This is a genomic window from Glycomyces sp. NPDC050141 (assembly GCF_055586545.1).
In genome coordinates, this window is sequence record NZ_JBVJHZ010000026.1 from 1 (window position 1) to 22,040 (window position 22,040).

General features: G+C 69.2%; 17 protein-coding genes. 6 read left to right on the forward strand and 11 right to left on the reverse strand.

Annotated features, from left to right (window positions below):
• Nucleotides 1-580: MBL fold metallo-hydrolase (locus ACZ60M_RS16150; RefSeq protein ID WP_465418773.1), on the reverse strand; the 580-nt coding region annotated here is incomplete at its 3' end.
• Between the two features lie 327 nt (nt 581-907).
• Between ACZ60M_RS16150 and ACZ60M_RS16155 the strand changes: the two genes are divergently transcribed.
• From ACZ60M_RS16155 to ACZ60M_RS16165, 3 genes are all read left to right on the forward strand, one after another.
• Nucleotides 908-2,017, forward strand: a complete 1,110-nt coding sequence (locus tag ACZ60M_RS16155) for a substrate-binding domain-containing protein (RefSeq protein WP_465418775.1) — start codon at nt 908-910, stop codon at nt 2,015-2,017.
• A 238-nt stretch (nt 2,018-2,255) separates the two neighbouring features.
• Nucleotides 2,256-3,365, forward strand: a complete 1,110-nt coding sequence (locus ACZ60M_RS16160; protein WP_465418777.1) for an LPXTG cell wall anchor domain-containing protein — start codon at nt 2,256-2,258, stop codon at nt 3,363-3,365.
• Between the two features lie 153 nt (nt 3,366-3,518).
• On the forward strand, nt 3,519-4,661 hold the full coding sequence (locus ACZ60M_RS16165) for an LPXTG cell wall anchor domain-containing protein (protein ID WP_465418779.1): 1,143 nt from the start codon (nt 3,519-3,521) through the stop codon (nt 4,659-4,661).
• Between the two features lie 86 nt (nt 4,662-4,747).
• Here ACZ60M_RS16165 and ACZ60M_RS16170 read toward each other — a convergent pair whose 3' ends face one another.
• The 3 genes from ACZ60M_RS16170 to glnA form a co-directional block, all read right to left on the reverse strand.
• A complete protein-coding gene (locus ACZ60M_RS16170; protein WP_465418781.1) occupies nt 4,748-5,056 on the reverse strand; it encodes an AzlD domain-containing protein in 309 nt (102 codons plus the stop codon).
• Nucleotides 5,053-5,748, reverse strand: a complete 696-nt coding sequence (locus ACZ60M_RS16175) for an AzlC family ABC transporter permease (RefSeq protein ID WP_465418783.1) — start codon at nt 5,746-5,748, stop codon at nt 5,053-5,055. The genes ACZ60M_RS16170 and ACZ60M_RS16175 overlap by 4 nt, the downstream gene beginning before the upstream one ends.
• A 136-nt stretch (nt 5,749-5,884) precedes the next feature.
• Nucleotides 5,885-7,309 (reverse strand): type I glutamate--ammonia ligase, encoded by a 1,425-nt coding sequence (gene glnA / locus ACZ60M_RS16180; RefSeq protein WP_465418785.1) that lies wholly within the window; start codon nt 7,307-7,309, stop codon nt 5,885-5,887.
• A gap of 248 nt (nt 7,310-7,557) precedes the next feature.
• On the opposite strand from glnA, the gene ACZ60M_RS16185 reads away from it, so the two are divergent.
• On the forward strand, nt 7,558-7,989 hold the full coding sequence (locus ACZ60M_RS16185; RefSeq protein ID WP_465418787.1) for an RDD family protein: 432 nt from the start codon (nt 7,558-7,560) through the stop codon (nt 7,987-7,989).
• Here ACZ60M_RS16185 and ACZ60M_RS16190 read toward each other — a convergent pair.
• Nucleotides 7,986-9,401 carry an NYN domain-containing protein gene (locus ACZ60M_RS16190; RefSeq protein ID WP_465418789.1) on the reverse strand — a complete coding sequence of 472 codons (1,416 nt, stop codon included), beginning with the start codon at nt 9,399-9,401 and terminating at the stop codon, nt 7,986-7,988. The genes ACZ60M_RS16185 and ACZ60M_RS16190 overlap by 4 nt on opposite strands.
• A 127-nt stretch (nt 9,402-9,528) precedes the next feature.
• Between ACZ60M_RS16190 and ACZ60M_RS16195 the strand changes: the two genes are divergently transcribed.
• Nucleotides 9,529-10,668, forward strand: coding sequence for a glycosyltransferase family 4 protein (locus ACZ60M_RS16195; protein WP_465418791.1), 1,140 nt, complete (start codon nt 9,529-9,531; stop codon nt 10,666-10,668).
• A 142-nt stretch (nt 10,669-10,810) separates the two neighbouring features.
• Here the strand turns inward: ACZ60M_RS16195 and ACZ60M_RS16200 are convergent, their stop codons facing one another.
• From ACZ60M_RS16200 to ACZ60M_RS16210, 3 genes are read right to left on the reverse strand one after another with little or no spacing between them, the layout of a single operon-like run.
• Nucleotides 10,811-11,482 (reverse strand): response regulator transcription factor, encoded by a 672-nt coding sequence (locus ACZ60M_RS16200; protein WP_208493911.1) that lies wholly within the window; start codon nt 11,480-11,482, stop codon nt 10,811-10,813.
• A gap of 49 nt (nt 11,483-11,531) precedes the next feature.
• Nucleotides 11,532-13,280: a sensor histidine kinase gene (locus tag ACZ60M_RS16205; protein ID WP_465418793.1), complete on the reverse strand. Its 1,749-nt coding sequence runs from the start codon at nt 13,278-13,280 to the stop codon at nt 11,532-11,534.
• Between the two features lie 13 nt (nt 13,281-13,293).
• Nucleotides 13,294-15,108: an AMP-dependent synthetase/ligase gene (locus ACZ60M_RS16210; protein WP_465418795.1), complete on the reverse strand. Its 1,815-nt coding sequence runs from the start codon at nt 15,106-15,108 to the stop codon at nt 13,294-13,296.
• 329 nt (nt 15,109-15,437) lie between these two features.
• Between ACZ60M_RS16210 and ACZ60M_RS16215 the strand changes: the two genes are divergently transcribed.
• Nucleotides 15,438-16,397 (forward strand): ROK family glucokinase, encoded by a 960-nt coding sequence (locus ACZ60M_RS16215; RefSeq protein ID WP_465418796.1) that lies wholly within the window; start codon nt 15,438-15,440, stop codon nt 16,395-16,397.
• 59 nt (nt 16,398-16,456) lie between these two features.
• Here the strand turns inward: ACZ60M_RS16215 and ACZ60M_RS16220 are convergent, their stop codons facing one another.
• The 3 genes from ACZ60M_RS16220 to ACZ60M_RS16230 all read right to left on the reverse strand — a co-directional run bounded on the left by ACZ60M_RS16220 (nt 16,457) and on the right by ACZ60M_RS16230 (nt 22,029).
• Nucleotides 16,457-17,599, reverse strand: coding sequence for a hypothetical protein (locus ACZ60M_RS16220; RefSeq protein WP_465418798.1), 1,143 nt, complete (start codon nt 17,597-17,599; stop codon nt 16,457-16,459).
• A gap of 166 nt (nt 17,600-17,765) precedes the next feature.
• Nucleotides 17,766-20,501 carry a cellulose binding domain-containing protein gene (locus ACZ60M_RS16225; protein WP_465418800.1) on the reverse strand — a complete coding sequence of 912 codons (2,736 nt, stop codon included), beginning with the start codon at nt 20,499-20,501 and terminating at the stop codon, nt 17,766-17,768.
• Between the two features lie 283 nt (nt 20,502-20,784).
• Entirely contained in the window at nt 20,785-22,029 is a 1,245-nt protein-coding gene (locus tag ACZ60M_RS16230; RefSeq protein WP_465418802.1) for an ornithine cyclodeaminase, nickel-pincer nucleotide-dependent, read from the reverse strand.
• Nucleotides 22,030-22,040 lie beyond the last annotated feature (11 nt).

A 22,040-nucleotide genomic window follows, 5' to 3' on the forward strand; every position in this document is an offset into this window, starting at 1 on the left:
CCTCTCGCCCCCCCTCGGAGGAAAACTCTCCGTCGCAAGAGCGCCCCCCCCCCCCCCCCTCCCCCCCCCCCCCCACCCCCCCCCCCCCCCCCCCCCCCCCCCCCCCCCTCCCTCCCCCCCCCCCCCCCCCCCCCCCCCCCCCCAGCACCACGGTGCGCCCGCCCAGGTTCAGCCCGATCGCGCCGTTCACCCGGCAGTTCGGCGGCACCAGCTTCGTCCGGGCGATGCGGCGGGCCGCGTCCTCTCGGCCTTCCCGGCGGTACGACGCGGCGCGGATCTTGCGGGCCTCGTCGCCGACGCGGAGGTAGTGCGCGCCGTCGCCGACCGCCCAGATCGCGGACTCGCCGAACGCCGAGGTCCCGAACCAGTGGTCGAAGTGGTCGTGGGTGTACGCGATCTGCCACGGCAGGTCGGTCTTCTCGCGGATCGCGGTGGCCAGCTCGAACCCGGCCTCGTCGTCGACGCCGGTGTCGATCACCAAGCAGCAGTCGTCGCCGATCACGAGGCCGACAGTCTGGTCCAGTTCCTCCAGGCGCCGCACCCATACGCGCGGGGCCACTTCGATCCACCGATCACTCATGGGCGCAATGGTATGCGGTCGCCGCCCGAACATATCGACGGTGATCAGAGTGATCGGAGGGGAGCGAGTCGCGTCGCTTTGCGGAGGGGCCGCTGGAAACCGTGTTTCCGGCAGGTTCTACGTTCGTTGGGCAAGTCCGTCGAATTATCGGTCACAGTCCTTGAAAGCTGCGGGAAGATAAGGTGCAGTATGCCTTCGCATCCCGTTTCATCTCTCCTTCCAGGACACGTTTCGGTCACGGAATGACCCGATTTGGCGAGCTTTCCACTCGTGTAAGTTTCGAGGGTGAAATGAACCCCCTCACCTGTACGAAGGAGTACCGCCCTCATGCACCTCAGTCGTCGCGGCCTGCTGCTCGGAACGGCAGGCGTCGCAGCCGGATCGCTCGCCGCGTGCGGCGCGGGCGAGGAGTCGAAGACCCTCACCGGCTACACGGGCATCGCCATGCCCACCACGACCTCCGACCGGTGGGTGCTGGAGGGCGCCGACCTGGAGAAGCGGCTCCAGGACCTCGGCTACAAGACCATCCTCGAGTACGGTGAGGACGACATCCCCGCCCAGGTCCAGCAGATCCAGTCGATGGTCGACAAGGGCGTGGAGTTCCTGATCGTCGGCGCGATCGGCAACACCTCGCTCGGCGAGGTCCTCAGCAAGGCCAAGGACAAGGGCGTCACGATCATCGCCTACGACCGGCTCATCCTCGACACCCCCGACGTCGACTACTACGCCTCGTTCGACAACTACCAGGTCGGCGTGCTCCAGGCCAAGCACATCATCGCGAAGCTCGGCCTCACCCCCGAGTCGACCGAGCAGTTCAACATCGAGCTGTTCTCGGGCTCCTTGGACGACAACAACTCCCAGTACTTCTTCCAGGGCGGCCTCGACACCCTGGAGCCGTTCATCTACGGCGGCCAGATCGTGATCCCCTCCAACCAGACCGAGCAGGAGCCCACCGCCACGCAGCAGTGGGACCGCAAGGTCGCGCGCGAGCGCATGGCGACGCTGCTCGACGAGCACTACAAGGACGCGCGCCTCCACGCCGTGCTCTCCCCGTACGACGGCATCAGCCGCGGCATCGTCGAGGCGCTCGTCGCCGCCGACATCGAGCCCGGCTCGAACGACTTCCCGGTCATCACCGGCCAGGACGCCGAGCTGCGGTCCCTCAAGGCGATCAAGGAGGGCACCGGCCAGTCCGAGACGGTCTTCAAGGACACGCGCCAGCTCGCCGAGGTCGCCGTGAACATGGTCAAGTCGATCGTCGAGGGCTCGACCCCCGAGATCAACGACCAGGGCACCTACGACAACGGCTTCAAGTTCATCGAGTCCTACCTGCTCGAACCGGTCGACGTGACCGCCGAGAACTACCAGGAGGTCGTCGTCGACTCGGAGTACACCACCGAGGAGGACATCGACAACGCCCCCGCCGACGAGGGCTGAGCCCCGTAAGGCGAAGACGCGGCGACGGCCGGGCGCGAGCCCGGCCTTTTCGCTGTGTGCACTCGGTTCCCGTTGCGCCACTTCCGGTTACATGCGTCCCGTTATGCGATCGTTATGCGACCTCTCGTCGCATACCGGCGTGTCTCATTTGGTAAGTTGCCGAAGCCGGACGAGCGCTCACACCCTCGGCCGCGCGGCTCCGAATCCCCCCAAAGCAATTGCCATCCTTAGGAGAACCATGAACCGTACCCTCAAGCGGGTGCTGGGACTGACGGGCAGCGTCGTCCTCGGCGCCGCAGGAGCGGTCACCTTCGCGTCCGCCGCTCAGGCGCACCACGTCGAGGTCAAGGGCATCACCGAGTGCGCACCCGACGGCGGCTGGACTGTCGTCTGGCAGGTCACCGACTGGACCACCTCGACCGACGCAAGCGGCGTCATCACCGCCGTCGACGTCGAGTTCAACGAGAACAGCGAGATCGTCGTCGGTGCGACGCTGCCGAAGGGCGAGGGCAACTACCTCGAAGGCAGCCAGACCTTCACCTCGGACGTCGAGACGGCCGAGATCAACCTCGAAGCGCTCTGGACCTACACGGACGGCCAGACTGTTCCCGGCATCGGCCAGGGCGTCGTCTCCGCTCCTGAAGGCGGCTGCGCCGAGGAGCCTCCGGCCGAGCCGGAGCCCGAGGTCGAGGTCTACGGCTGGACCGACTGCCTCGGCGTCTACGTCGAGGCCAACAACTACAACGAAGAGGCCCTTGCTGAGTTCACCTTCGTCTCCAGCGATGGCGAAGAGGTCTCCGCGTCTCCCGAGGTCGACGACTGGTTCTCGTACTTCTTCCCGCTTGAAGACGCTGAGGCGGGCCTGACGGTCGAAGCCTTCGTCGACGGCGAGCTGTACGACACCTACACCTGGGTCGACAACGCCCTGTGCGGTTACGTGGCCGTCGAGGTCGACTGCGCCGATGGCCTGATCTTCACCCTGACCGTCCCCGCCGACGGCGAGGAGACCACGTTCGTCTTCTACCCGGACTACAGCGACGAAGAGATCACCGAGGTCGTCGCCCCGGGTGCGACCGCTACCGTGACCATCCCGCCGGCGAACGCCGACGAGGAGTTCTGGGTCGAGTACTACATCGAGACCCCGAAGGACCTGGTCTACGGCCAGGCTCCGTGGCTGCCCTGCGACGAGGAGACCCCCTCGCCGAGCGGCACCCCGTCCGCTCAGCCGCAGCTGCCCACCACCGGTAGCTCGATGACGATCATGATCAGCTCGGCCGCCGCGCTCATCGTGGCCGCCGCCGTGATCTTCCTGATCATGCGCCGCCGCCGCGCCGCGCAGGACTGGTAGACCCCATCCCGTTGAGGGACGTGTGCGGTTGATCTGAGCCGCCGCACCCGCCAGTCAAGGAAGCACTAGGGCCGGGCCGCAGAACCTCTTTATCTGAGGGAGCGGCTCGGCCTCTATGTCTTCGCCTTCCGATATCGATTTGCAAGGGGAAATATGATTCGCGCCCTCCCTAAAACAGGGACTCTCGTCGGTGGTGCTTTCCTTGGTATTGCCGCCTCTGTCGTGCTCGCGTCGAACGCACAGGCCCTCCACGTCGAGTTCGGCGCTAGCGCTGAAGCCGCGTGTGGTGATGGAATCTGGACGGCCACCTGGGAGATCACCGATTGGGACTCTCAGGACCTCGGCTCCGGAGTGATCGAATCGCTGACTTACGAAGGCGAGCTTGACGGAGAAATCGTTGAAGGGGCGACGCTGCCCGAATACGGTTCGGACAGCGGTCTCGTAAGCACCCAGACTCTCAGCCTCGATGAGCCGACGGCGACCCTGGAGGTCACCGCAGTCTGGCCGAACGGCGACAGGAACACAACCAGCAGGACTGTCTCCATGCCGGATGGCGGTTGCAATCAGAACACCGTTGAGTCGGAATCCGACTCTTCGCTTCGCGCCGATGTGTGGAGCGACTGCGGTGGACTCATGGTCACCGTGTACGCCTACCGAACCGGCACGGTCGAGTTCGAAGTGGTGCCGAGCGTTGGCGAACCGAGAACGCTTGTCTCTACGGACGGGGTCGAGGACTGGGACTACTTCACCATCGAGGACCCCGAAGACGGGCTGACCATCACCATTTCCGTTGAGGGTGAGGTTTTCGGGGTCTACAAATGGGATACAACAGGAATGACCTGCGATTGGGGCACCGTCGCAAGTGTTTGTGAAGGTGTCGAGTTCTCGTTGGCGATTCCGGAGGACGGGGTCAGGACCGAATTCTGGTTCCGGCCTGTTCACGACGACGAGGTAGGCGAGCAGGTCGATGTGGTCCTCATGCCAGGTGAGAGCGAGACCGTCTTGATTCCGGCCGTAGACGGCGATGAGAGCTTTTACGTCTGGTATGCCATCGAAGACCACACAACGAACTATCACGAGGCGTTCGAGATTTGGGCCAAGCCCGCCGACTGCGATGCGGAGACTGCATCCCCGGGAGGATCCCCCTCGCCGAGCGGCACCCCGTCCGCTCAGCCGCAGCTGCCCACCACCGGTAGCTCGATGACGATCATGATCAGCTCGGCCGCCGCGCTCATCGTGGCCGCCGCAGTGATCTTCCTGATCATGCGCCGCCGCCGCGCCGCGCAGGACTGGTAGACCCCATCCCGTTGAGGGACGAGGGCTTCTAGCCGAGTAAGACGAAGGGCCGCATCGGCAACGATGCGGCCCTTTCGCATGCGCTGTCAGGCGATACCGGCGAGCCGCAGCAGCGCCGTAGTGCCCGCGGCGGCGATGACGACGACGAGGATGGGCGCGCGGCGCCAGGCGAGGAGCCCGCCGACGAGGACGCCCGCGGGGAGCGCCCAGCCCGCGAAACCGCCGTCGGCGAACAGGGCGCCGGTGATGACGAGGGCCGCGAGGACGACGATCGCGCCGCGCTTCATCAGCGTCTCGGTCCGCTCGGACACGTTGATGCGGCTGCGCATGAGCGGCCCGGCGAGGCGGACCAGGAAGACCCCGACGGCGAGGGCGAGCACTGCGGTCATGGTCATGCCGCGTCCTCCTTCGGCTTGCGGCGCGGCCAGGTCGCCAGGAGCCCGAGCAGGGCCAGCAGGACCGGGACCCCGGTGGGCAGGAACGGCGCGGTCGCGGCGGCGATGCCCGCGCCGACCAGCGCCGCCAGGAGCGTGTCGCGGTCCTTCAACGCGGGCATGACGAGTGCGAGCAGGAGCGCCGGGAACGCGGCGTCGAGGCCGAACACGGCCGGGTCGGGGATGAAGCCGCCCGCGAGGACGCCGATCACGGTCCCGATGTTCCACGCCGCGAACATGACCGAGGTCGTGATCCAGTACGCGGCCTTGGCGCGCCGCCGGTCGTCCCCGGCCGCCAGCGCGAACGCGGTGGACTGGTCGATGAGCATGAACGTGCCGAGGAACCGCGTCCACCACTTGTCCCAGTAGAGGTTCCCGACCGCGAGGCCGTAGGGGATGTGCCGCAGATGGACGAGGACACCCGCGGCGAGCCCGGCGAGGATGCCGCCTCCTGCGGTGACGACGGCGAGCATCGCGAACTGGGAGGTGGCGGCGAAGGTCAGGAACGACATGGCGACCGGTATCCACCAGGGCAGCCCGGCCGAGGTGGCCAGGGCGCCGAAGGAGACGCCGACTATGCAGATGCCGATCGACATGGCGAGGGCGTCGCGCCAGACGTCGCGGTCGCGTTCGGGGAGGAAGCGGGGAGGCACCGGGCGAGTATCCCTCGCGCTTTCCGGGCCGGACAAACGTTCAAGGGGCGCGACCGGTGCGTCACACACCGGCCGCGCCCCTCACAGACGCTGCGCGCCTGCAGGCCTCGTAGGCCGTACCTTTTGGTACTACTCGTTACACTTCGTAGTACAAGTCGAACTCGTGCGGGGTCGGGCGGAGGCGGATCGGGTCGATCTCGTTCTCGCGCTTGTAGGAGATCCACGTCTCGATCAGGTCCGGGGTGAACACGCCGCCCTCGGTGAGGAAGTCGTGGTCGGCCTCGAGGTTGTCGAGCACGCGGTCCAGCGAGCCCGGGACCTGCTGGATGTCGCCGTACTCCTCCGGGCCGAGCTCGTACAGGTCCTTGTCGACCGGCGCCGGCGGCTCGATCTTGTTCTTGATGCCGTCCAGGCCCGCCATGAGCATGGCCGAGAACGCCAGGTACGGGTTGCTCGACGGGTCCGGCACGCGGAACTCGACGCGCTTGGCCTTGGCGTTCGAGCCGGTCACCGGGATGCGGGTGCACGCCGAGCGGTTGCGCTGCGAGTACACCAGGTTCACGGGGGCCTCGAAGCCCGGCACCAGGCGGCGGTAGGAGTTCACCGACGGGTTCGTGAACGCGAGCAGGCTCGGGGCGTGGCGCAGCAGGCCGCCGATGTAGTGGCGGGCGGTGTCCGACAGCCCGGCGTACCCGGTCTCGTCGTAGAACAGCGGCTCGCCGTTCGCCCACAGCGACTGGTGGGTGTGCATGCCCGAGCCGTTGTCGCCGAACAGCGGCTTCGGCATGAACGTCACCGTCTTGCCGGCCTGGGTGGCGGTGTTCTTGATGATGTACTTGAACTTCTGCACGTCGTCACCGGAGTGCAGGAGCGTGTCGAAGCGGTAGTTGATCTCCGACTGGCCCGCGGTGCCGACCTCGTGGTGGGCGCGCTCGATGGTCAGGCCGCCCTCGATGAGGTTGGTGACCATGCGGTCGCGCAGGTCCGCGAAGTGGTCGACGGGGCCGACCGGGAAGTACCCGCCCTTGTGGCGCGGCTTGTAGCCGAGGTTGCCGCCCTCTTCCACGGCGCCGGTGTTCCAGGCGCCCTCGACCGAGTCGATGTGGTAGTAGGCCTCGTGGGCGTTCTGGTCGAAGCGGATCGAGTCGAAGATGTAGAACTCGGCCTCGGCCCCGAAGTAGGCGGTGTCGGCGATGCCGGACCCGGCCAGGTACTGCTCGGCCTTCTTAGCGACGTTGCGGGGGTCGCGGCTGTAGGCCTCGCGGGTGAAGGGGTCGTGCACGAAGAAGTTCAGGGCGAGGGTCTTCTGCTCGCGGAAGGGGTCGATGAACGCGGTCGCCACGTCCGGGAGCAGGAGCATGTCCGACTCGTGGATCTCTTGGAAGCCGCGGATCGAGGAGCCGTCGAAGGCGAGGCCTTCCTCGAGGAGGTCGTCGTCGAAGGACGCGGCCGGGATGTTGAAGTGCTGCATGACGCCGGGCAGGTCGCAGAAGCGGACGTCGATGAACTTCACGTCGTTGTCGCGGACGTAGCCGAGGAGCTCTTCAGGGCTGGAGAACACGAAGGTATTCCTCTCGGTAGGTGAGTGCCGGAGGGCCTGCGGGCAGTCCCCCCGGGTCAAGTCAGGCCGACCTCGCTGTCGACGCCTAAGCTTATTAGGCGAAACGCTAACCGCGATCAATTGCCCCACCGTAAATCAAATGTTTCGTGCGTGTTACTTGCGTTGTTCAAGCCTGTTCTGCATTGGCAGAAACCACTGCTCACGGCAGTGCACAAGGCACCTTTCGGGCCGACCCGTAGACTCGCGCCATGACGAGCGAACGCGGTGCGAACACCCCCGAAACCACCGGCTCCGGCCAGGACCTTGCCACCCTCGGCGCGCGGTTCGTCGCGCTGTTCATCGACTGGATCGCATGCACCGTGGTCGCGATCGGCCTGAGCTGGTTCGACCTCGTCACCCCCGACCCCTTCGGCCAGGCGCTCGTGCGCGCGGTCCTCTTCGCCGCGTACTGCACCGCCTTCCTCGCCTTCGGCACCCAGACGCTCGGCATGTGGGCCATGCGCATCGCCTGCGTCTCCGCCGACCACAGCGGCCGCATCGGCCTGTGGCGGTCCCTCGTGCGCGCACTCCTGCTCTCGATCGTGCTCCCGGCCCTGACCGCGCTGGCGCACCCGTACCAGCGGGGCCTGCACGACCTCGCTGCCGGTTCGGTGATGCTGAAGGTCCCGCCGAAGCGCTAAGTCCGCTGGAGCCACCGCACGAGCAATGGCGACGGCACCGGGAAGGCGCCTTCGCGCCGCACCCGCATCGCGACCTCCTGGTCCGAGGACACGACGATCACCGGCCTGCCTTCGGGTTCGACCCGGGCGAGTTCGACCACCACGTCGTCGGCGATCTGCCCCTTGGCGCTGAACAGGACCCGCACGCCGCGGGTGCTCGGCTTGGTCCCGAAGATCGCGTCGGCCCCGTCGAAGACCACGGTGATCTCGGCGTTCGTCTGCGCCGCGACCGCGCCGAGGCCCTGCACGAGCCGGTTGCGCTGCTGCTCGAGCGTCAGCGTCTCGCCCCAGGCCGAGATCGTGACGTTGTAGCCGTCGACGATGAGGTGCGGGTTCGGCAGCGACAACAGGTGGTCCAGGCGCTGCGGGTCGGTCTGGTCGAGCCCCCGCGAGCCCTCCGCGGTGCGCTCTTCGGGTTCGGCGCAGTACTCGTCGGCGATGTAGTCGGCGGGCCGTTCGACGACCGGTTCGAGCCCGAGCTCGCGGCGCAGCCCGGTGGCCGTGCCCGAGAGGGTCTCCATGAGCAGCCACAGCCGTGCCGAGGTGAGCCGTTCGTGCTCCCGGTCGGCTTTGCGGACGCGTTCGAGCTGCCCCTTCAGCGACTCGGCCTCGGATTCGAGGCGGCGGCGCTCGGAGCGGCGCTCGGCCTCGACGTGCTTGAGGCGGCCGCGTTCGGCCGCGAGGTCCCCGGCCGCCTTCGCGGCCCGGTCCTCGGCGTCCTTCAGGTCGCGGCGGACCCGCCGCAGCTCCTCCTGCAGACCGGCGGCCGCCGACCGCTGCTCGGCGAGCGCCGCGCGGAGCTTCCCGTTCTCCTTCTCCAACGCCGCCAACCGCTTCGCGTCGCCCTCGGCGACCGGCTCGGCTACCGGGGCCTCCGGGGGCTCGGCCGCGGCCTGCACCGCGGTGGCGATCAGGTCGCGCCAGCCCTCGGGCCGGATCAGGTACGCGAGCGCGGCGACCTCGGCCGGGTCGGCCATCGGCGAGACCTCGCCGCCGGTGGCGACGGCCGCGATCAGCTGCGAGTCGGTCGCTTTGAGCACATCGGCGAGGCCCTCGCGGAACGCGCTGTCGGAGGCGAGCGCGACGACGAGCTCGGCCTTCGCGAGCTTCGCCCGCTTGACCGGGCTGAACTTCAGGAAGCGGCGCAGCCGCGCCGGGACCTTCGCCTGCCCGAGCCCCGGCATCGCCACCGCGGCGATCTCGACGGCCCTGCGCCGCACCGGTTCGGTGAGGAACACGGCCGGGCCGTCGCCCTCCGGCGCCCCGGCCCCCGGTTCGGCGGGGTCCTCTTCGGACGCCCCGTCCCCGCTGCCGCCGTCCCCGGAGGCCGTCGGTTCAGGGGCTTCGTCGCCGCTTTCCTGGCCGCTCAACATAGGCACCAGTGTGCCACCGCCGTCACAGGCCGGGACTGCCGACCGCAGGTCTTCACCACCCGGTCATCGCGGATCGCCGCGCACGCCCAGGGACGCGTGTCAGACTGGCGTGATCATGAAGGGGGTCATGGTGAGCAGGACGTTGCTGGTGACGAACGACTTCCCGCCACGCCGGGGCGGCATTCAGACCTTTGTGCACGGCATGGCTTTGCGGCTGCCCTCCGACGACCTGGTCGTCTACACCTCGACCTCGCCCGGCTGGGCCGAGTTCGACGCCGCGCAGCCCTTCACCGTCGTGCGCGACCGCACCGCGATGCTCGTCCCGACGCCCCGGGTCGCCCGCGCCGTCACCGCCGTCGCCCGCGAGCACCGCTGCGACCGCGTCTGGTTCGGCGCCGCCGCCCCCCTCGGCCTGCTCGCCGCGGGCCTCAAGCACGACACCGGGATCGAGCGCGCCATCGCCCTCACCCACGGCCACGAGGTCGGCTGGGCGATGATGCCCGGCACCCGCGGCGCGCTGCGGCGCATCGCCGGGTCGCTCGACGTCATGACCTACCTGGGGGACTACACGCACCGGCGGATCGCGCCGGTCGCCGGGCACCTGACCCGCCTGGAGCAGTTGACGTTCGGCATCGACACCGAGACGTTCCACCCCGGCGTCGACGGCACCCCGGTGCGCGCCCGGCACGGCCTCGAAGGCCTCCCGGTGATCGTGTGCGTCTCGCGGCTCGTGCCGCGCAAAGGCCAGGACATGCTCATCGCGGCCCTGCCGCACGTGCGCGAGCAGGTCGGCGCCGACGTGCGGCTCCTCATCGTCGGCCAGGGCCCCTACGAGTCGCGGCTGCGCTCGCTCGCGCGGATGCACGGCGTCGAGCGGCAGGTCGTGTTCACCGGCGGCGTGCCCGAACACGAACTGGCCGCGCACTTCGCGGCCGGGGACGTGTTCGCGATGCCCTGCCGCACCCGCCGCCGCGGCCTCGACGTGGAAGGGCTCGGCGCGGTGTTCCTGGAGGCGGCCGCGTGCGGCCTACCGGTGATCGCCGGGGACTCGGGCGGCGCGCCCGACACGGTGCTGCACGACCAGTCCGGGTGGGTGGTCGACGGCCGCGACCTCGGCGAGATCACGTTCCGCCTCTCGCAGGTCCTCGCCGACCCCTCGCTGGCGCGAAAGCTCGGCGAGGCCAGCCGCGAATGGGCCCTGAGCGAATGGACCTGGGACCGCCAGGCCGGCAGGCTCGAAGGCATGCTCTACGGCGAGACGGTCTGAGCGGCTGGCGCCGGCCGGGGCGGCCGCTGCGCGGCGGGCGTAGGGGATGCCCCGTACCCGCCCGCTACCGCCTCCGACCAACCGAAAAGGACCACTCTCCCACGAGGGTCCGACAATCCCGCGAAACCGCAGGCCGGGGCAGCTAGAACTTCGGCTGGTCGGGGGCTTCCAGGAGGCCGAGCTTCAGGGCGGTCATGAGGGCCTGGGCGCGGTTGCCCGCGCCGAGCTTCTCGTAGAGCTTCGAAATGTGCGTCTTCGCCGTCGACTCGGAGACGTACAGCTGCTTCGCGATCCCCGCCACCGAGAGACCGTCGGCCAGGAGCTTCAGCACCTGCGACTCGCGCGGCGACAGCTGCGGGCCCGTCGGGGTCAGGCGCCGCTGCATCGCCTCGGCCAGGTCCGCGGCGCTGAACGCCGTCGGGTTCGCCGCCGCGTGCCGCGCCGCCGAGACCACGTCGTTCGCCGGGGCCGACTTCGGCACGAACGCCGAAGCGCCCGCGTCCAGCGCACCGAACAGCTGGTCGTCGCCCGCGTACATCGTCAGCACCACGATCCCCATGTTCGGGTGCGCCTTGCGGAGCTTGCGGGTCGCGTCCAGGCCCGAGCCGTCGGGCAGGCGCAGGTCCATGATCACCACCGACGGCATGAGGGAAGCGGCCTGCCGCAGCGCGTCCGCGGCCGTGTCGGCCTCGCCGACCACCTCGAACTCGGGGTCGCGGTCGAAGGCGTGCCGGAGACCCTTGCGGATCAGGTCGTGGTCGTCGACGATGAGCACGGTCGTCTGACCGGTCGTCTCCTGCGCCTCAGCGTTCATCTCGTCTCTCTCCTCATTGGCTGCCACGGCCACCGCAGCTCGCAAGTCTTCAGTTCTTGTCGTGGTCGGGCCGTCGGGCCGTCTGTTCAGTTCTCGAAGTGCGGTCGGCGGCCGCCCACGCCGCAGAGCCCGGGCGAGGGGTCTCGGCCCGGGGCGTCGGCCGTGCTCCCGCATTGAGCACCACCGCCACCGTCGTCCCGTGCGGCTGGTGGGGCCGGATCTCCAGAGATCCGCGTATCCGCTCCGCCCGCTCGCTCATGATCGCCAGCCCGTAGCGCCCCTCCGAGGCCTCGCCGGAGAGGCCCTGGCCGTCATCGGTCACCTCGATGCGCGTGTAAGGCGGGTCCACCTCGCACGTCACCCACAGATTCTCGGCCCGGGCGTGCTTGCGGGCGTTGGTGATCGCCTCTTGCGCGATCCGCAGCAGCTCCGCTTCGGTACTCGCGGGCAGCCTCGCCCCGCCCTCGTCGAGCGACAAGTGCACCCTGAGGCCGGCGGAAGCGCCCACAGTACGAGCATAGTCCGCGATCGCGGAGGCCAGCCCGCCCTGACGGTCGACGTTCGACCGCAGTTCGAACAGCGAGAACCGCAGCTCGGTCACGAGCCGCGTCACCTCGGAGCGCAGGTCCTCCAGCTCGCCCTTGGCCTCCCCGGCCTCGGGCGGCAGGATCGCCATGGCGTTGTCGATGCCGTAGCCGAGCATCGCCAGCTCCTGGGCGATGCCGTCGTGGATCTCGCGGGCGAGGCGCTGGCGCTCCTCTGTGGTCGCCATGGACCTGACGTCCTCGAACAGGAGCGCGGTCTCCAGGCGCAGGGCCGCGCCCTTGGTGCGGTCCTCGGCGGCAGTGATGGCCTCGGGGCCGAACGCGGCCGGGTCGTCGGACTCGATGGCGACGAGCCCTACCGTGCGGCCTTCGGCGACGAGCGGGATGACCAGGGACGCGACGGGTCCCTGGGTCGAGCGGGAGAGCGGCACCTGCCCGGCCTGGGGCTTCTGCCCGGCCCAGGCGTCGGCGAGCAGCGAGTTGAGCTGCGGCGAGGTCTCCCAGTCGACGCGTTCGTCAGCATGCTGGGCGAGCACGACGAGCCGCCGTCCCGAGGCCGCGGAGAGCACGGCGGCGCGGGCGACTCCCGGTATGCGCGAGGCGGTGTCGACGATCTCCGTGGCGATCCCGCCCGGGTCGAGTGTGGACCCGGGGAGCTGGCGGGCGACGACGCGCAGCTGCGTGAGCAGGGCCGCGGCCTCGGCGTACGGCAGCTGCGAGTGGTGCAGGTCGGAGGAGCGGGAGCGGCGCAGCCACCAGGCGCCGACGGCCGAGGCGAGCCCGAAGGCGAGTGCCACGGCCACGGTGGTGACGTAGGTGCCGCGGTCGTACGTGGAGACGCGCGGGGTCTGGGCGAGGAGCCCGATCGCGGCGACGGCGACGAGCACGGGCGGGACCCAGGTGCGCAGGCGCCGGTACCGGTCGTCCTCGCCGGACTGGTCGGCGGCGTCGAACGCGGCGGTAGCGAACGGCGCGATCAGGTACGGCAGCATCCAGGCGGGGAGGCCGTCGGTGGCGAGGGTGCCCAGGACGACGACGGCGACCTCGGCGAGCTGCCCGGCCGGGGCCAGGAGCCGGTGCCGGGGGAGGACGACGCCGGGGAGCGCCGCGAGGGCGAGGATGCCGCACCACGTCGCGGCGTCGGCGAGCCCTTCCGAAGCCCATCCGAACACCGCGACCAGCGCGAACAGCACGCCTCGCAGCGCGACGGCGGGCAGTCGCCACTGGCGCTCCAGCACCGCCTCATCGCCCATGCGGGCACCTCGCTTACTCGTTTCGTCGCGCCTTCGCCGAGTCGTAGAGCGCGTTGATCTCGCTTGAGTATTTTTCCATGACGACGTGACGTTTGACCTTGACTGACGGAGTGATTTCCCCGGCGTCCTCGCTCAGTTCGACCGGCATGACCCGGAACTGCTTGATCTGCTCGGCGCGGGAGACCGTCTTGTTGGCCTCGTCGACCTTCTCCTGCAGCTCGGCGAGCAGCTCGGCGTCCTCGGTGAGGTCGCTGATCGGAGTCTTCGGGTCCTTGTCGTGCCTGCTCAGCCAGTCTTTGATCATCTCGCCGTCGAGGGAGATGAGGCAGCCGATGTAGGGGCGGCCCTCGCCGACGACCATGGCGTAGGCGATGAGCGGGTGGGCGTCGAGGATCTTCTCCAGCGGCCCGGGGGCGACGTTCTTGCCGCCCGCGGTGACGATGATGTCCTTCTTGCGGCCGGTGATGGTGACGTACCCGTCGTCGTCGATCTCGGCGATGTCGCCGGTGGAGAACCAGCCGTCGGCGTCGAGGACCTCGGCGGTGGCGGCGTCGTTGTTCCAGTACCCGGGGAAGACCTGCGGGCCCTTGGCCTGGAGTTCGCCGTCGTCGGCGACGCGCAGGGCGGTGCCGGGGGTGGGGCGGCCGATGGAGCCGACCTTGATGGCGGTCTGCAGGTTGAGCGAGAGGACCGGGGAGGTCTCGGTAAGTCCGTAGCCCTCGTAGATGGTGACGCCGATGCCGCGGAAGAAGTGGCCGAGCTCGGGGCCGAGGGCCGCGCCGCCGGAGACGGCGGAGTTGCACTCGCCGCCGATGGCGGCCCGGATCTTGCCGTAGACGAGCACGTCCCACAGCTTGTGGCGGAGCTTGAGGCCCAGGCCGGGCCCGCCGGGCTTGTCGAGGGCGCGGCTGTACTCCTTGGCGCAGGCCGTGGCCTTCTCGAACAGGTGGCCCTTGCCGCCGTCGACGGCCTTCTGGTACGCCCCGGCGTAGACCTTCTCGAACACGCGGGGGATCGCGAGGAGGGTGGTCGGCTTGACCACGGGCATGACCGCGGTGAGCTTGGTGCGGTCGGCGTGGGCGATCGTGGTGCGCGATTCCATGCCGGCGAGCTGGAGGATGCGGGCGAGGACGTGTGCGAGGGAGAGGAACAGCAGCATGCGGGCGCCGTCGTAGAGGACGCCGGGTACCTCGGGGATGACGTTGCGGATGTCCGCGAGGAGGTTGCGGTGGGTGAGCATGCAGCCCTTGGGGCGGCCGGTGGTCCCGGAGGTGTAGACGATCGTGGCGAGGTCGTCGGCCTTGCGGGAGGTGCGGCGCTCCTCGATGTCGACGTCGGCGTCCGCGCCGAGGGCGTCGAGCGCGTCGAGGGCGCCCTGCTCGGCGTCGATGGTCCACACGTGCTTGACCTGCGTGCCGAGGCCTTCGACCATCGCGGTCATCTCGGTGTCCTCGACGATGACGGCGACGGCGCCGGAGTCTTCGAGGATGAACTTGGCCTGGTCGGCGGAGGAGGTCTCGTAGATGGTGACGGTGACGCCGCCCGCGGCCCAGATCGCGTAGTCGAGGAGGGTCCACTCGTAGCGGGTGGTCGACATGAGCGCGACCCGGTCGCCGGGTTGGATTCCGGCCGCTGCCAGGCCCTTCGCGGCGGAGATCACCTGGGCGCGGAACTCCACGGACGTGACGTCGCGCCAGGTGGCGCCGTCGTCGAAGGTGCGCATGAAGAGGACCGAGGCGGGGTGGTTCTCGGCAGCGTCCCACAGCGAGGTGAGGGTGTTGTCTTCGTCGGGCACAGTCACCACGGGGGGGACGGCGAACTCGCGCATGGAAAGGCTCCGTTCAAGACGCCATGTTCACGGCTTTGTAAAGTGGCTCACAGATCATGTTACCGGTGGGTCAACTTCCAATGGAAGAGGGACTGTGAGGCAGACCATGATGCTAAGGGCAGCTTAGCGGAGCAGGGGCTGGACCGGCGAACGCCGGTTGCGGACTGTCACCTAAGCGGCCCGCTCCGCTCCGGGCCGGTGATACCTTCGCCGAGTGGGACGGAACGGCCGATTTCATCTCCAGGTCATCGCGCTGTAAAGTCCTCGGTGGCCCGCAGCGTCGCGCGGCATTCCACGCCTCAAACCGTGAACCGCTGGAGGGTACAGCAGTGAGTCTGACTATCGGAGTCGACATCGGGGGCACCAAAGTCGGCGGCGGCGTCGTCGACGAGAACGGCAACGTCCTCGCCACGACCCGGCGCCCCACCCCAGCGGACGACACCACCGGCGTCATCCAGGCCGTCAAGGAAGTCGTCGAGGAGCTGCGCGACGGGCACGAGATCGAAGCCGTCGGCATCGGCGCGGCGGGCTGGATCTCCTCCGACCGCTCCACGGTGATGCTCGCCCCCAACCTCTCCTGGAAGAACGAGCCGCTGCGCGACAAGGTCGCCGCGGCCGTCGACCTCCCCGTCGTCGTCGAGAACGACGCCAACGTCGCCATCTGGGGCGAGCACCGCTTCGGCGCCGCCAAGAGCCACCGCTCCTCCGTGCTCTACACGATCGGCACCGGCGTCGGCGGCGGCATCGTCGTCAAGGACAACCTCCTGCGCGGCACCCACGGCGTCGCGGCCGAGATCGGCCACATCCGCTCCGTGATGCCCGGCGGCCGCGACTGCGGCTGCGGGCGCAACGGCTGCCTCGAGCAGTACGCCTCCGGCCGGGCCCTCACCCGCGCCGCCCAGGAGGGCGCCGCCGAGCACCCCGAGAAGGCCGCGATCCTCCTCAAGCTCGCGGGCGGCGACCCCGAGTCGATCACCGGCCGCCAGGTCACCGAGGCCGCCCGCCAGGGCGACGAGGTCGCCCTGGGCGCCTTCGACTTCATCGGCTACTACCTCGGCAACTCCGCCGCGGACATGGTCAACCTCATCGACCCCGGCGTCATCCTCATCGCGGGCGGCGTCGTCGACGCGGGCGATCTCCTCCTCGACCCGATCCGCAAGCACTACAAGGAGGCCCTCGCCTCCCGCGCGCAGATCCCGGTCGCCGAGGTCCGCGCTGCCGAGCTCGGCTCCAAGGCCGGCGTGATCGGCGCGGCCGACCTCGCCCGCCACCGCGAGATCGTCCCCTAAGGACTTCTAGACGCGAGCAGGGCCGGAGCGGCAGCTCCGGCCCTGCTGTTTTCCCGTTGTCAGCACACGTTCATCGACGCGTTGCCCGAGATCGTCCAGTTGGTGTTCTCACCGCAGGGCGACTCCCGCACCGACGTGTTGTTCACGGTCATCGTGATCCAGATGTCCTTGTTGTTGGCGAACTCCGTGCGGGCCGCGAGGCGCACCTCGCCGCCGCCGTTGACCGTCCCGCCCCTGATCGACACGTTGTAGCAGTTCTCGATCAGGACCGCGTTGTTCCCGTTGCTGGCAAGGTCGACGTTCTTGATGACCACGCCGCCGGACTGCGAGACGCAGAAGATCCCGCGCCCGCCGCCCCGGGAGATCACGTTGTCCACCCAGATGTTCGTCGAGTACCCGCCGCTCGCGGTCTTGCCGTTGGTGTTCGCCATCCGGAAGGTGGCGTACCCGGTGCCGGCGCCGACGTTGTTGCCGTCCACCGTGCCCACCCAGCCGTTGCGCGAGTTCTGGATCAACAGCCCCGACTCGCCCACGTTCCGCGCCGTCACCTTCGTGATGTTGAACCCGTCGATGTTCCAGGTCTCCACGGCGTGACTGCCGGCGCCCGACACGTAGATGTCGTTCATCGTGACGTTGTAGTTCCAGGCCGCGTCGCGGTCGAAGCGGATGCCCAGGCCGCCGCTCAGGGTCAGGTCGATGTCGCCGAGCTTGAGCCCGTTGGTGCCGGAGAACCGCAGCCCGAAGTACGGGTTGCCCGTCATCTTCAGGAACGCGATGTTGACGTCGGTGGTGTTGATCGCCTCGATCGCGCCGCGCCCGGAGCGGTTGGCGACGTTGATGGTGCCGCAGCCCTCGAAGGTCTTGCCGCTCTGGATGGTGATGGTGCTGGCGCCGATCGAGCCCGAGGCCAGGACGGCGACGCGCTGGCCGCTGGAGATGGTGTCGACCCCGGCCTGGACGGCGGCGCGGTAGTCGCCGCCGGAGTAGACGGTGGTCGATCCCTCCTTGGTGACGTAGGCGCCGCTCGAGCCGGTCACGGTGGCGTGGGGGGAGTTGGCGCCGCACGCGGCCTGCGCGACGGCGGCTTCGGGTGCGAGGACGCCGTCGAGTGCCGGGAAGCTGACGGCGCTGGCGGCACCCGCGATGAGGGCCGCGGCGGTCGCGACGAGCGTACGGAGTCTTCGCTTCGGTGCGAGGGACATGGTTGCTCCTGAGCATGGTTCCGATGAAACGATTCAATTTAGACATCGATATGAATCGATCTAACCGGATCATAGCGGGCGCGGTGCGGTTTGGAAAGCGCTACCCCGGACAAATCGCAAAAACGGGGCAGGAAGCCCGGCTTCCTGCCCCGTCATCGGTTGCGCGTCAGCGCAGGGTGCACGTCGGCGTCAGGCGGGCCGGGGCGCTGCCCGACATCGTCGCCGTGTATCCCACCGTGGCCGATGCGCCGCTCGCCAGCGACCCGTTCCAGCTCTCGTTGGTCACCGTGACCACCGCGCCCGACTGCGTCCACTGGCCGCCCCACAGGCTCCCGACCTGCTCGCCGCTCGGGAACGTCCACGTCAGCGTCCACCCGGTCTTCGCCGAGCCCGAGTCGTTCTTCACGACCACGCTGCCCTGGTACCCGCCGGGCCACGCGTTCGACGACGACCACGTCGCCGTGCACCCGCCCGTCGGCCCGCCGGTCGTCGGGTTCTCACTCGGCGTCTGACTCGGCGTCGGGCTCGGACTCGAAGTGGGCGTTGCCGAACCGGTCGGCGTCGCGCTCGCCGAACCCGTCGGGCCCGGCTCGTAGTCGCTGGACTCGCCCACGATGATGCCGCGGCCGTTCGTGGCGATGTACACGCGCCCGAACACGTTGGGGTCGCCGGTGATCGCCGCGCCGGTGAAGCCCCACTGGTGCTCGTCGTCGTTGATCCGCACCCAGGTCGCGCCCTGGTCCACCGAGCGCCAGATGCCGCGCTCGCCGCTCCGCGAGGCGCTGGCGTAGATCGCCGGGTAGCTCTGGCCCGGTGCCGCCGCGCCGAACCCGACGGTGTCGGCCTCGTCGAAGCCGGTCACCTGGGTCCAGGTGGTGCCGCCGTCCGTGGAGCGCCACATGCCGTACGTGCCGTCGTCGGCGCCGCCCGCGAGCCACACGTGCCCGGCCTTGCCGGGGACGGCCCCGAATCGCACGTTGCCCGTGGTGGGGAATCCCGTGTACGAAGCGGCCGTGAAGGAAGCGCCGCCGTTCGTGCTGGTGTAGAACTTCCCGGCCGCGAAGCCGTAGACGCGGTCGGCGTCGGCGCGGTCGGACTCGACGCGCGCCCCGGTCGGCAGCCCGGTCACCGCCGTCCACGAGGAACCGTACGTAGTGGACCGCTGCGGCGCGAGACCGTCAGGGGCCCAGACGATCGCGCCCGCGTTCGCCGTCACCGCCACCGTGCCGCCGCCGGTGGCCCCGCTCGGGAGCTGCCCGGCCCACCACGACCCGCCGCTGTTGGAGGAGATCCCCATGTTCACGGTGCCGTCGAGCTCGCCGACCCGGACCACGACGCTCGCGTTGAGCTCGGCGAAGTCGACCGAGCGCGCGGTGGTCATCCGCGGCGCGCTGTAGAACGCGTCGGGCACCGCGTCGAGGTCGGTGTGCGCGAACCCGCCGATGTCGCCGAGGGCGCTGTACAGCTCGGGCCCGGTGGGCGGCGCGGCGAGGTCCTGCACGGAGGTCTCCTCAAGGCCGTGGACCATCGGCGTCACCGTGAAGGTCTGGTTCGCGTCCCAGTTCGTGAGGTTCTCGGAGCCGTAGATGGTCGCGCCGGTGCCCCACATGACCCGGTCGGAGTCGTGCGGGTCGATCGCCATGGAGTCGATCATCCAGCCGTACTTCGGGCTCTTCTCGCCTTCGGCGGGACTGGTGACGCCCCAGTCGAGCCAGCCGACCGAGGAGTAGTCGATGGCGAAGCGGTCGACGCGGTTGGGCCAGCCGTTGAAGGTCCACGACTGGGTCCAGGTCGCGCCGGAGTCGGTCGAGCGGTAGGTGGTCTCGTCGGGCCACCAGGCGTTGACGCTGGTGACCATGAGCGTGCCGGGGTCCTGCGCGTCCAAGGTCAGGCCGCCGAAACCGAAGCCCTGGTAGGAGGCGCCGTTCGGCCCGGGGTGGATCTCGGTCCAAGTGCCCGTCGCGATCGCGTACCGCCACACCGAGCCGCCGCGCGCACCCTCGGTGGACGGGTTCCCGTTGTACGGGCCGGGGTCCCACGAGGTGATGATGTACATGTAGCCGTTCACGGCGTCGATCGCGGCCTGCTTGGGGATGTTGTCGTGGCCGTCGACGGAGCCGATCTGGGAGGCTCCGGCGAGCGGCGCCCAGGTCGCGCCATCGTTTGTGGACACGTAGACGGGGTTGTCCGGGTCGGCCACGCCCACATAGATGCTGTTCCCATGGAACTCGGTCCAGAGCACGCCCACGTTGTCGCCGAGGTAGGGGTCGCCGGGGGTGACGACGAAGTTCCCGGGGTTGGGGAAGCTGGTCACCTCGGCCCAGGTGTGGCCGTAGTCAGTGGACTTCCAGAGCCCGTTGCCGCTGGGGGTGCCCAGGTACAGCGTGGAGTTGTCGCTCGGGTCGATGGCGAGGCGCTCGCCCATACCGCGCCCGGGCATGTTGCCGCCCTGTTTGAACGGGAGTTCGGCGACGCCCCAGGTCTCGCCGTAGTCGTCGGAGTAGAGGACCGCGCCGTTGTTCGGGTCCCAGTCGTTGGTGTAGGTCCCGACGGCGGCGTAGACGCGCTCGGGGTCGACGGGGTCGGTCGCGACGGAGACGACGCCGGTGTACCCCCACTCGTCCCAGCCGACCCAGTCCAGGAGCGGCTTCCAGGTCTCGCTGGCCTGCTGCCAGCGGTAGAGCCCGCCGATGTCGGTGCGGGCGTAGATGAGGTCGGCCTGCGTCTCGTTGAAGACGATGCCGGGGACGAAGCCGCCCCCGGCGACCTGGGCGTTGCTCCAGGTATAGGTCTCGGCCTGGGCCTCGACCTCTTGGGAGTGGGCGGTGACGGTGGCGACGGCCGCGGTCGCCAATGTAACCGCTCCCACCGTGAGGAGCCCGATGGCTCTGGTTCGTTTCATGGGACTCGTGTCCTCCTGTGCCAATTTACGGCTCGCAAGCTTCGCCGAGGGTGCCGATACGCGGCGGACGTGCGGCATCGAAGCAGACGGGAGGGGAGGACGCCGACCGGGCGGGCGCCGGGGAGGCGCCGCTGCTCAAGGGGGCGAGAACCGATGCCGCCGAAGGGGATGCCGGGAGTTAGTTGGTCGCCCAAATATAAACGCTTGTCAATGTGATGTCAATCATCGCCGCAGGTAAGGCAAAGGGGCGGCCGGGGAGACCCCGACCGCCCCTTTCGGACGCCTAGTCGCGCTTGTACCCGACCACGAGCTCGCCCGCGAGCTGCTCGCAGAACAGGCCGATGTCGGTGATGACGCCGATCGCCTGCGCCGAGCCCCGGTCGGCGAGCTTCGTCACGGTCGCCGGGTTGATGTCGACGCTCACGAGCGGCACCTTCGCGGGCAGGATGTTGCCGGTCGCGATCGAGTGCAGCATCGTGGCCACCATGATCGCGAAGCCCACGCCCGGCAGCGCGGCGCGCATGGCGCGCTGGCCGTCGATGACGTCGGTGTACACGTCGGGCAGCGGGCCGTCGTCGCGCACGGAGCCGACGAGCACGAACTCCTTCTTGTTCTTGACCATCGCGTGCATGATGCCGCCCTTGAGGACGCCCTGCTCGACGGCCGCGCTGATCGACCCGCAGGTGCGGATCTTGTTGATGGCGCGGATGTGGTGCTCGTGGCCGTGGGGCACGCCGTGCCCCTTGTCGAGGTCCACGCCCAGCGAGGTGCCGTACAGGTTCGACTCGATGTCGTGCGCGGCAAGGGCGTTGCCCGCGAAGATCACGTCGGCGTAGCCCTCGTTGATGAGCGCTTCGAGGGCCTTTCCGGCTCCGGTGTGGACGATGGCGGGGCCGCCGACCCACAGGATCTTCTCGCCGCGGGCCTTGACCTCGCGCATGCGCTCGGCGATCTGGCGCACCTGGAGCGCTTGGGGCCGTTCGGAGGAGACGCCGCCGCTCATGAACTCGAAGTTCGAGGACTCGGGGCTCTTGCGCTCGGGCTCGGGCAGCGGGAGGACCTTGACGCCCTCGCCGCCGCACACGACCAGCTCGCCGGCCTTGACGTCGGAGACCGGGAGGGTCTTGGCGCTGGAGTGGTCGTCGGCGACGATGATGCCGCAGTCCATTTCGGAGGGTTCGACGTCCATCCAGCTGCCGTTGAGGCGGATCTGGGTGTCGAAGTTGGTGGTGGAGTAGAAGTCCTCGGGGAAGACGCCGTCGCGCGGGGCCGGCTTGAGGACGGCGATGCCGGGGTCGAGCGGGTTCGCGCCGTGCGTCTGGAGGCGCATGACGATGCGTTCGACCTGCTCGGGGGTCTCGGCGGAGACGGTGAGCTGGACGTAGGACTCGTCGGTGTGGTGGCGGCCCACGTCGAAGCGGTCGATCGTGTACGACCCCGAGTATTCGAGGACGTCGTCCATGACCCGGGCGAAGACGCCCTGGTCGATGAGGTGTCCGCGCAGCTCGACGGTCTTCTGGTGTTCCACGTTTGGTGCTC

Coding starts and splice junctions, on each gene's coding strand:
- ACZ60M_RS16155 (WP_465418775.1), top strand. CDS start 908: ATGCACCTCAGTCGTCGCGGCCTGCTGCTCGGAACGGCAGGCGTCGCA.
- ACZ60M_RS16160 (WP_465418777.1), top strand. CDS start 2,256: ATGAACCGTACCCTCAAGCGGGTGCTGGGACTGACGGGCAGCGTCGTC.
- ACZ60M_RS16165 (WP_465418779.1), top strand. CDS start 3,519: ATGATTCGCGCCCTCCCTAAAACAGGGACTCTCGTCGGTGGTGCTTTC.
- ACZ60M_RS16170 (WP_465418781.1), bottom strand. CDS start 5,056: ATGACCATGACCGCAGTGCTCGCCCTCGCCGTCGGGGTCTTCCTGGTC.
- ACZ60M_RS16185 (WP_465418787.1), top strand. CDS start 7,558: ATGACGAGCGAACGCGGTGCGAACACCCCCGAAACCACCGGCTCCGGC.
- ACZ60M_RS16190 (WP_465418789.1), bottom strand. CDS start 9,401: ATGTTGAGCGGCCAGGAAAGCGGCGACGAAGCCCCTGAACCGACGGCC.
- ACZ60M_RS16195 (WP_465418791.1), top strand. CDS start 9,529: ATGGTGAGCAGGACGTTGCTGGTGACGAACGACTTCCCGCCACGCCGG.
- ACZ60M_RS16200 (WP_208493911.1), bottom strand. CDS start 11,482: ATGAACGCTGAGGCGCAGGAGACGACCGGTCAGACGACCGTGCTCATC.
- ACZ60M_RS16205 (WP_465418793.1), bottom strand. CDS start 13,280: ATGGGCGATGAGGCGGTGCTGGAGCGCCAGTGGCGACTGCCCGCCGTC.
- ACZ60M_RS16210 (WP_465418795.1), bottom strand. CDS start 15,108: ATGCGCGAGTTCGCCGTCCCCCCCGTGGTGACTGTGCCCGACGAAGAC.
- ACZ60M_RS16220 (WP_465418798.1), bottom strand. CDS start 17,599: ATGTCCCTCGCACCGAAGCGAAGACTCCGTACGCTCGTCGCGACCGCC.
- ACZ60M_RS16225 (WP_465418800.1), bottom strand. CDS start 20,501: ATGAAACGAACCAGAGCCATCGGGCTCCTCACGGTGGGAGCGGTTACA.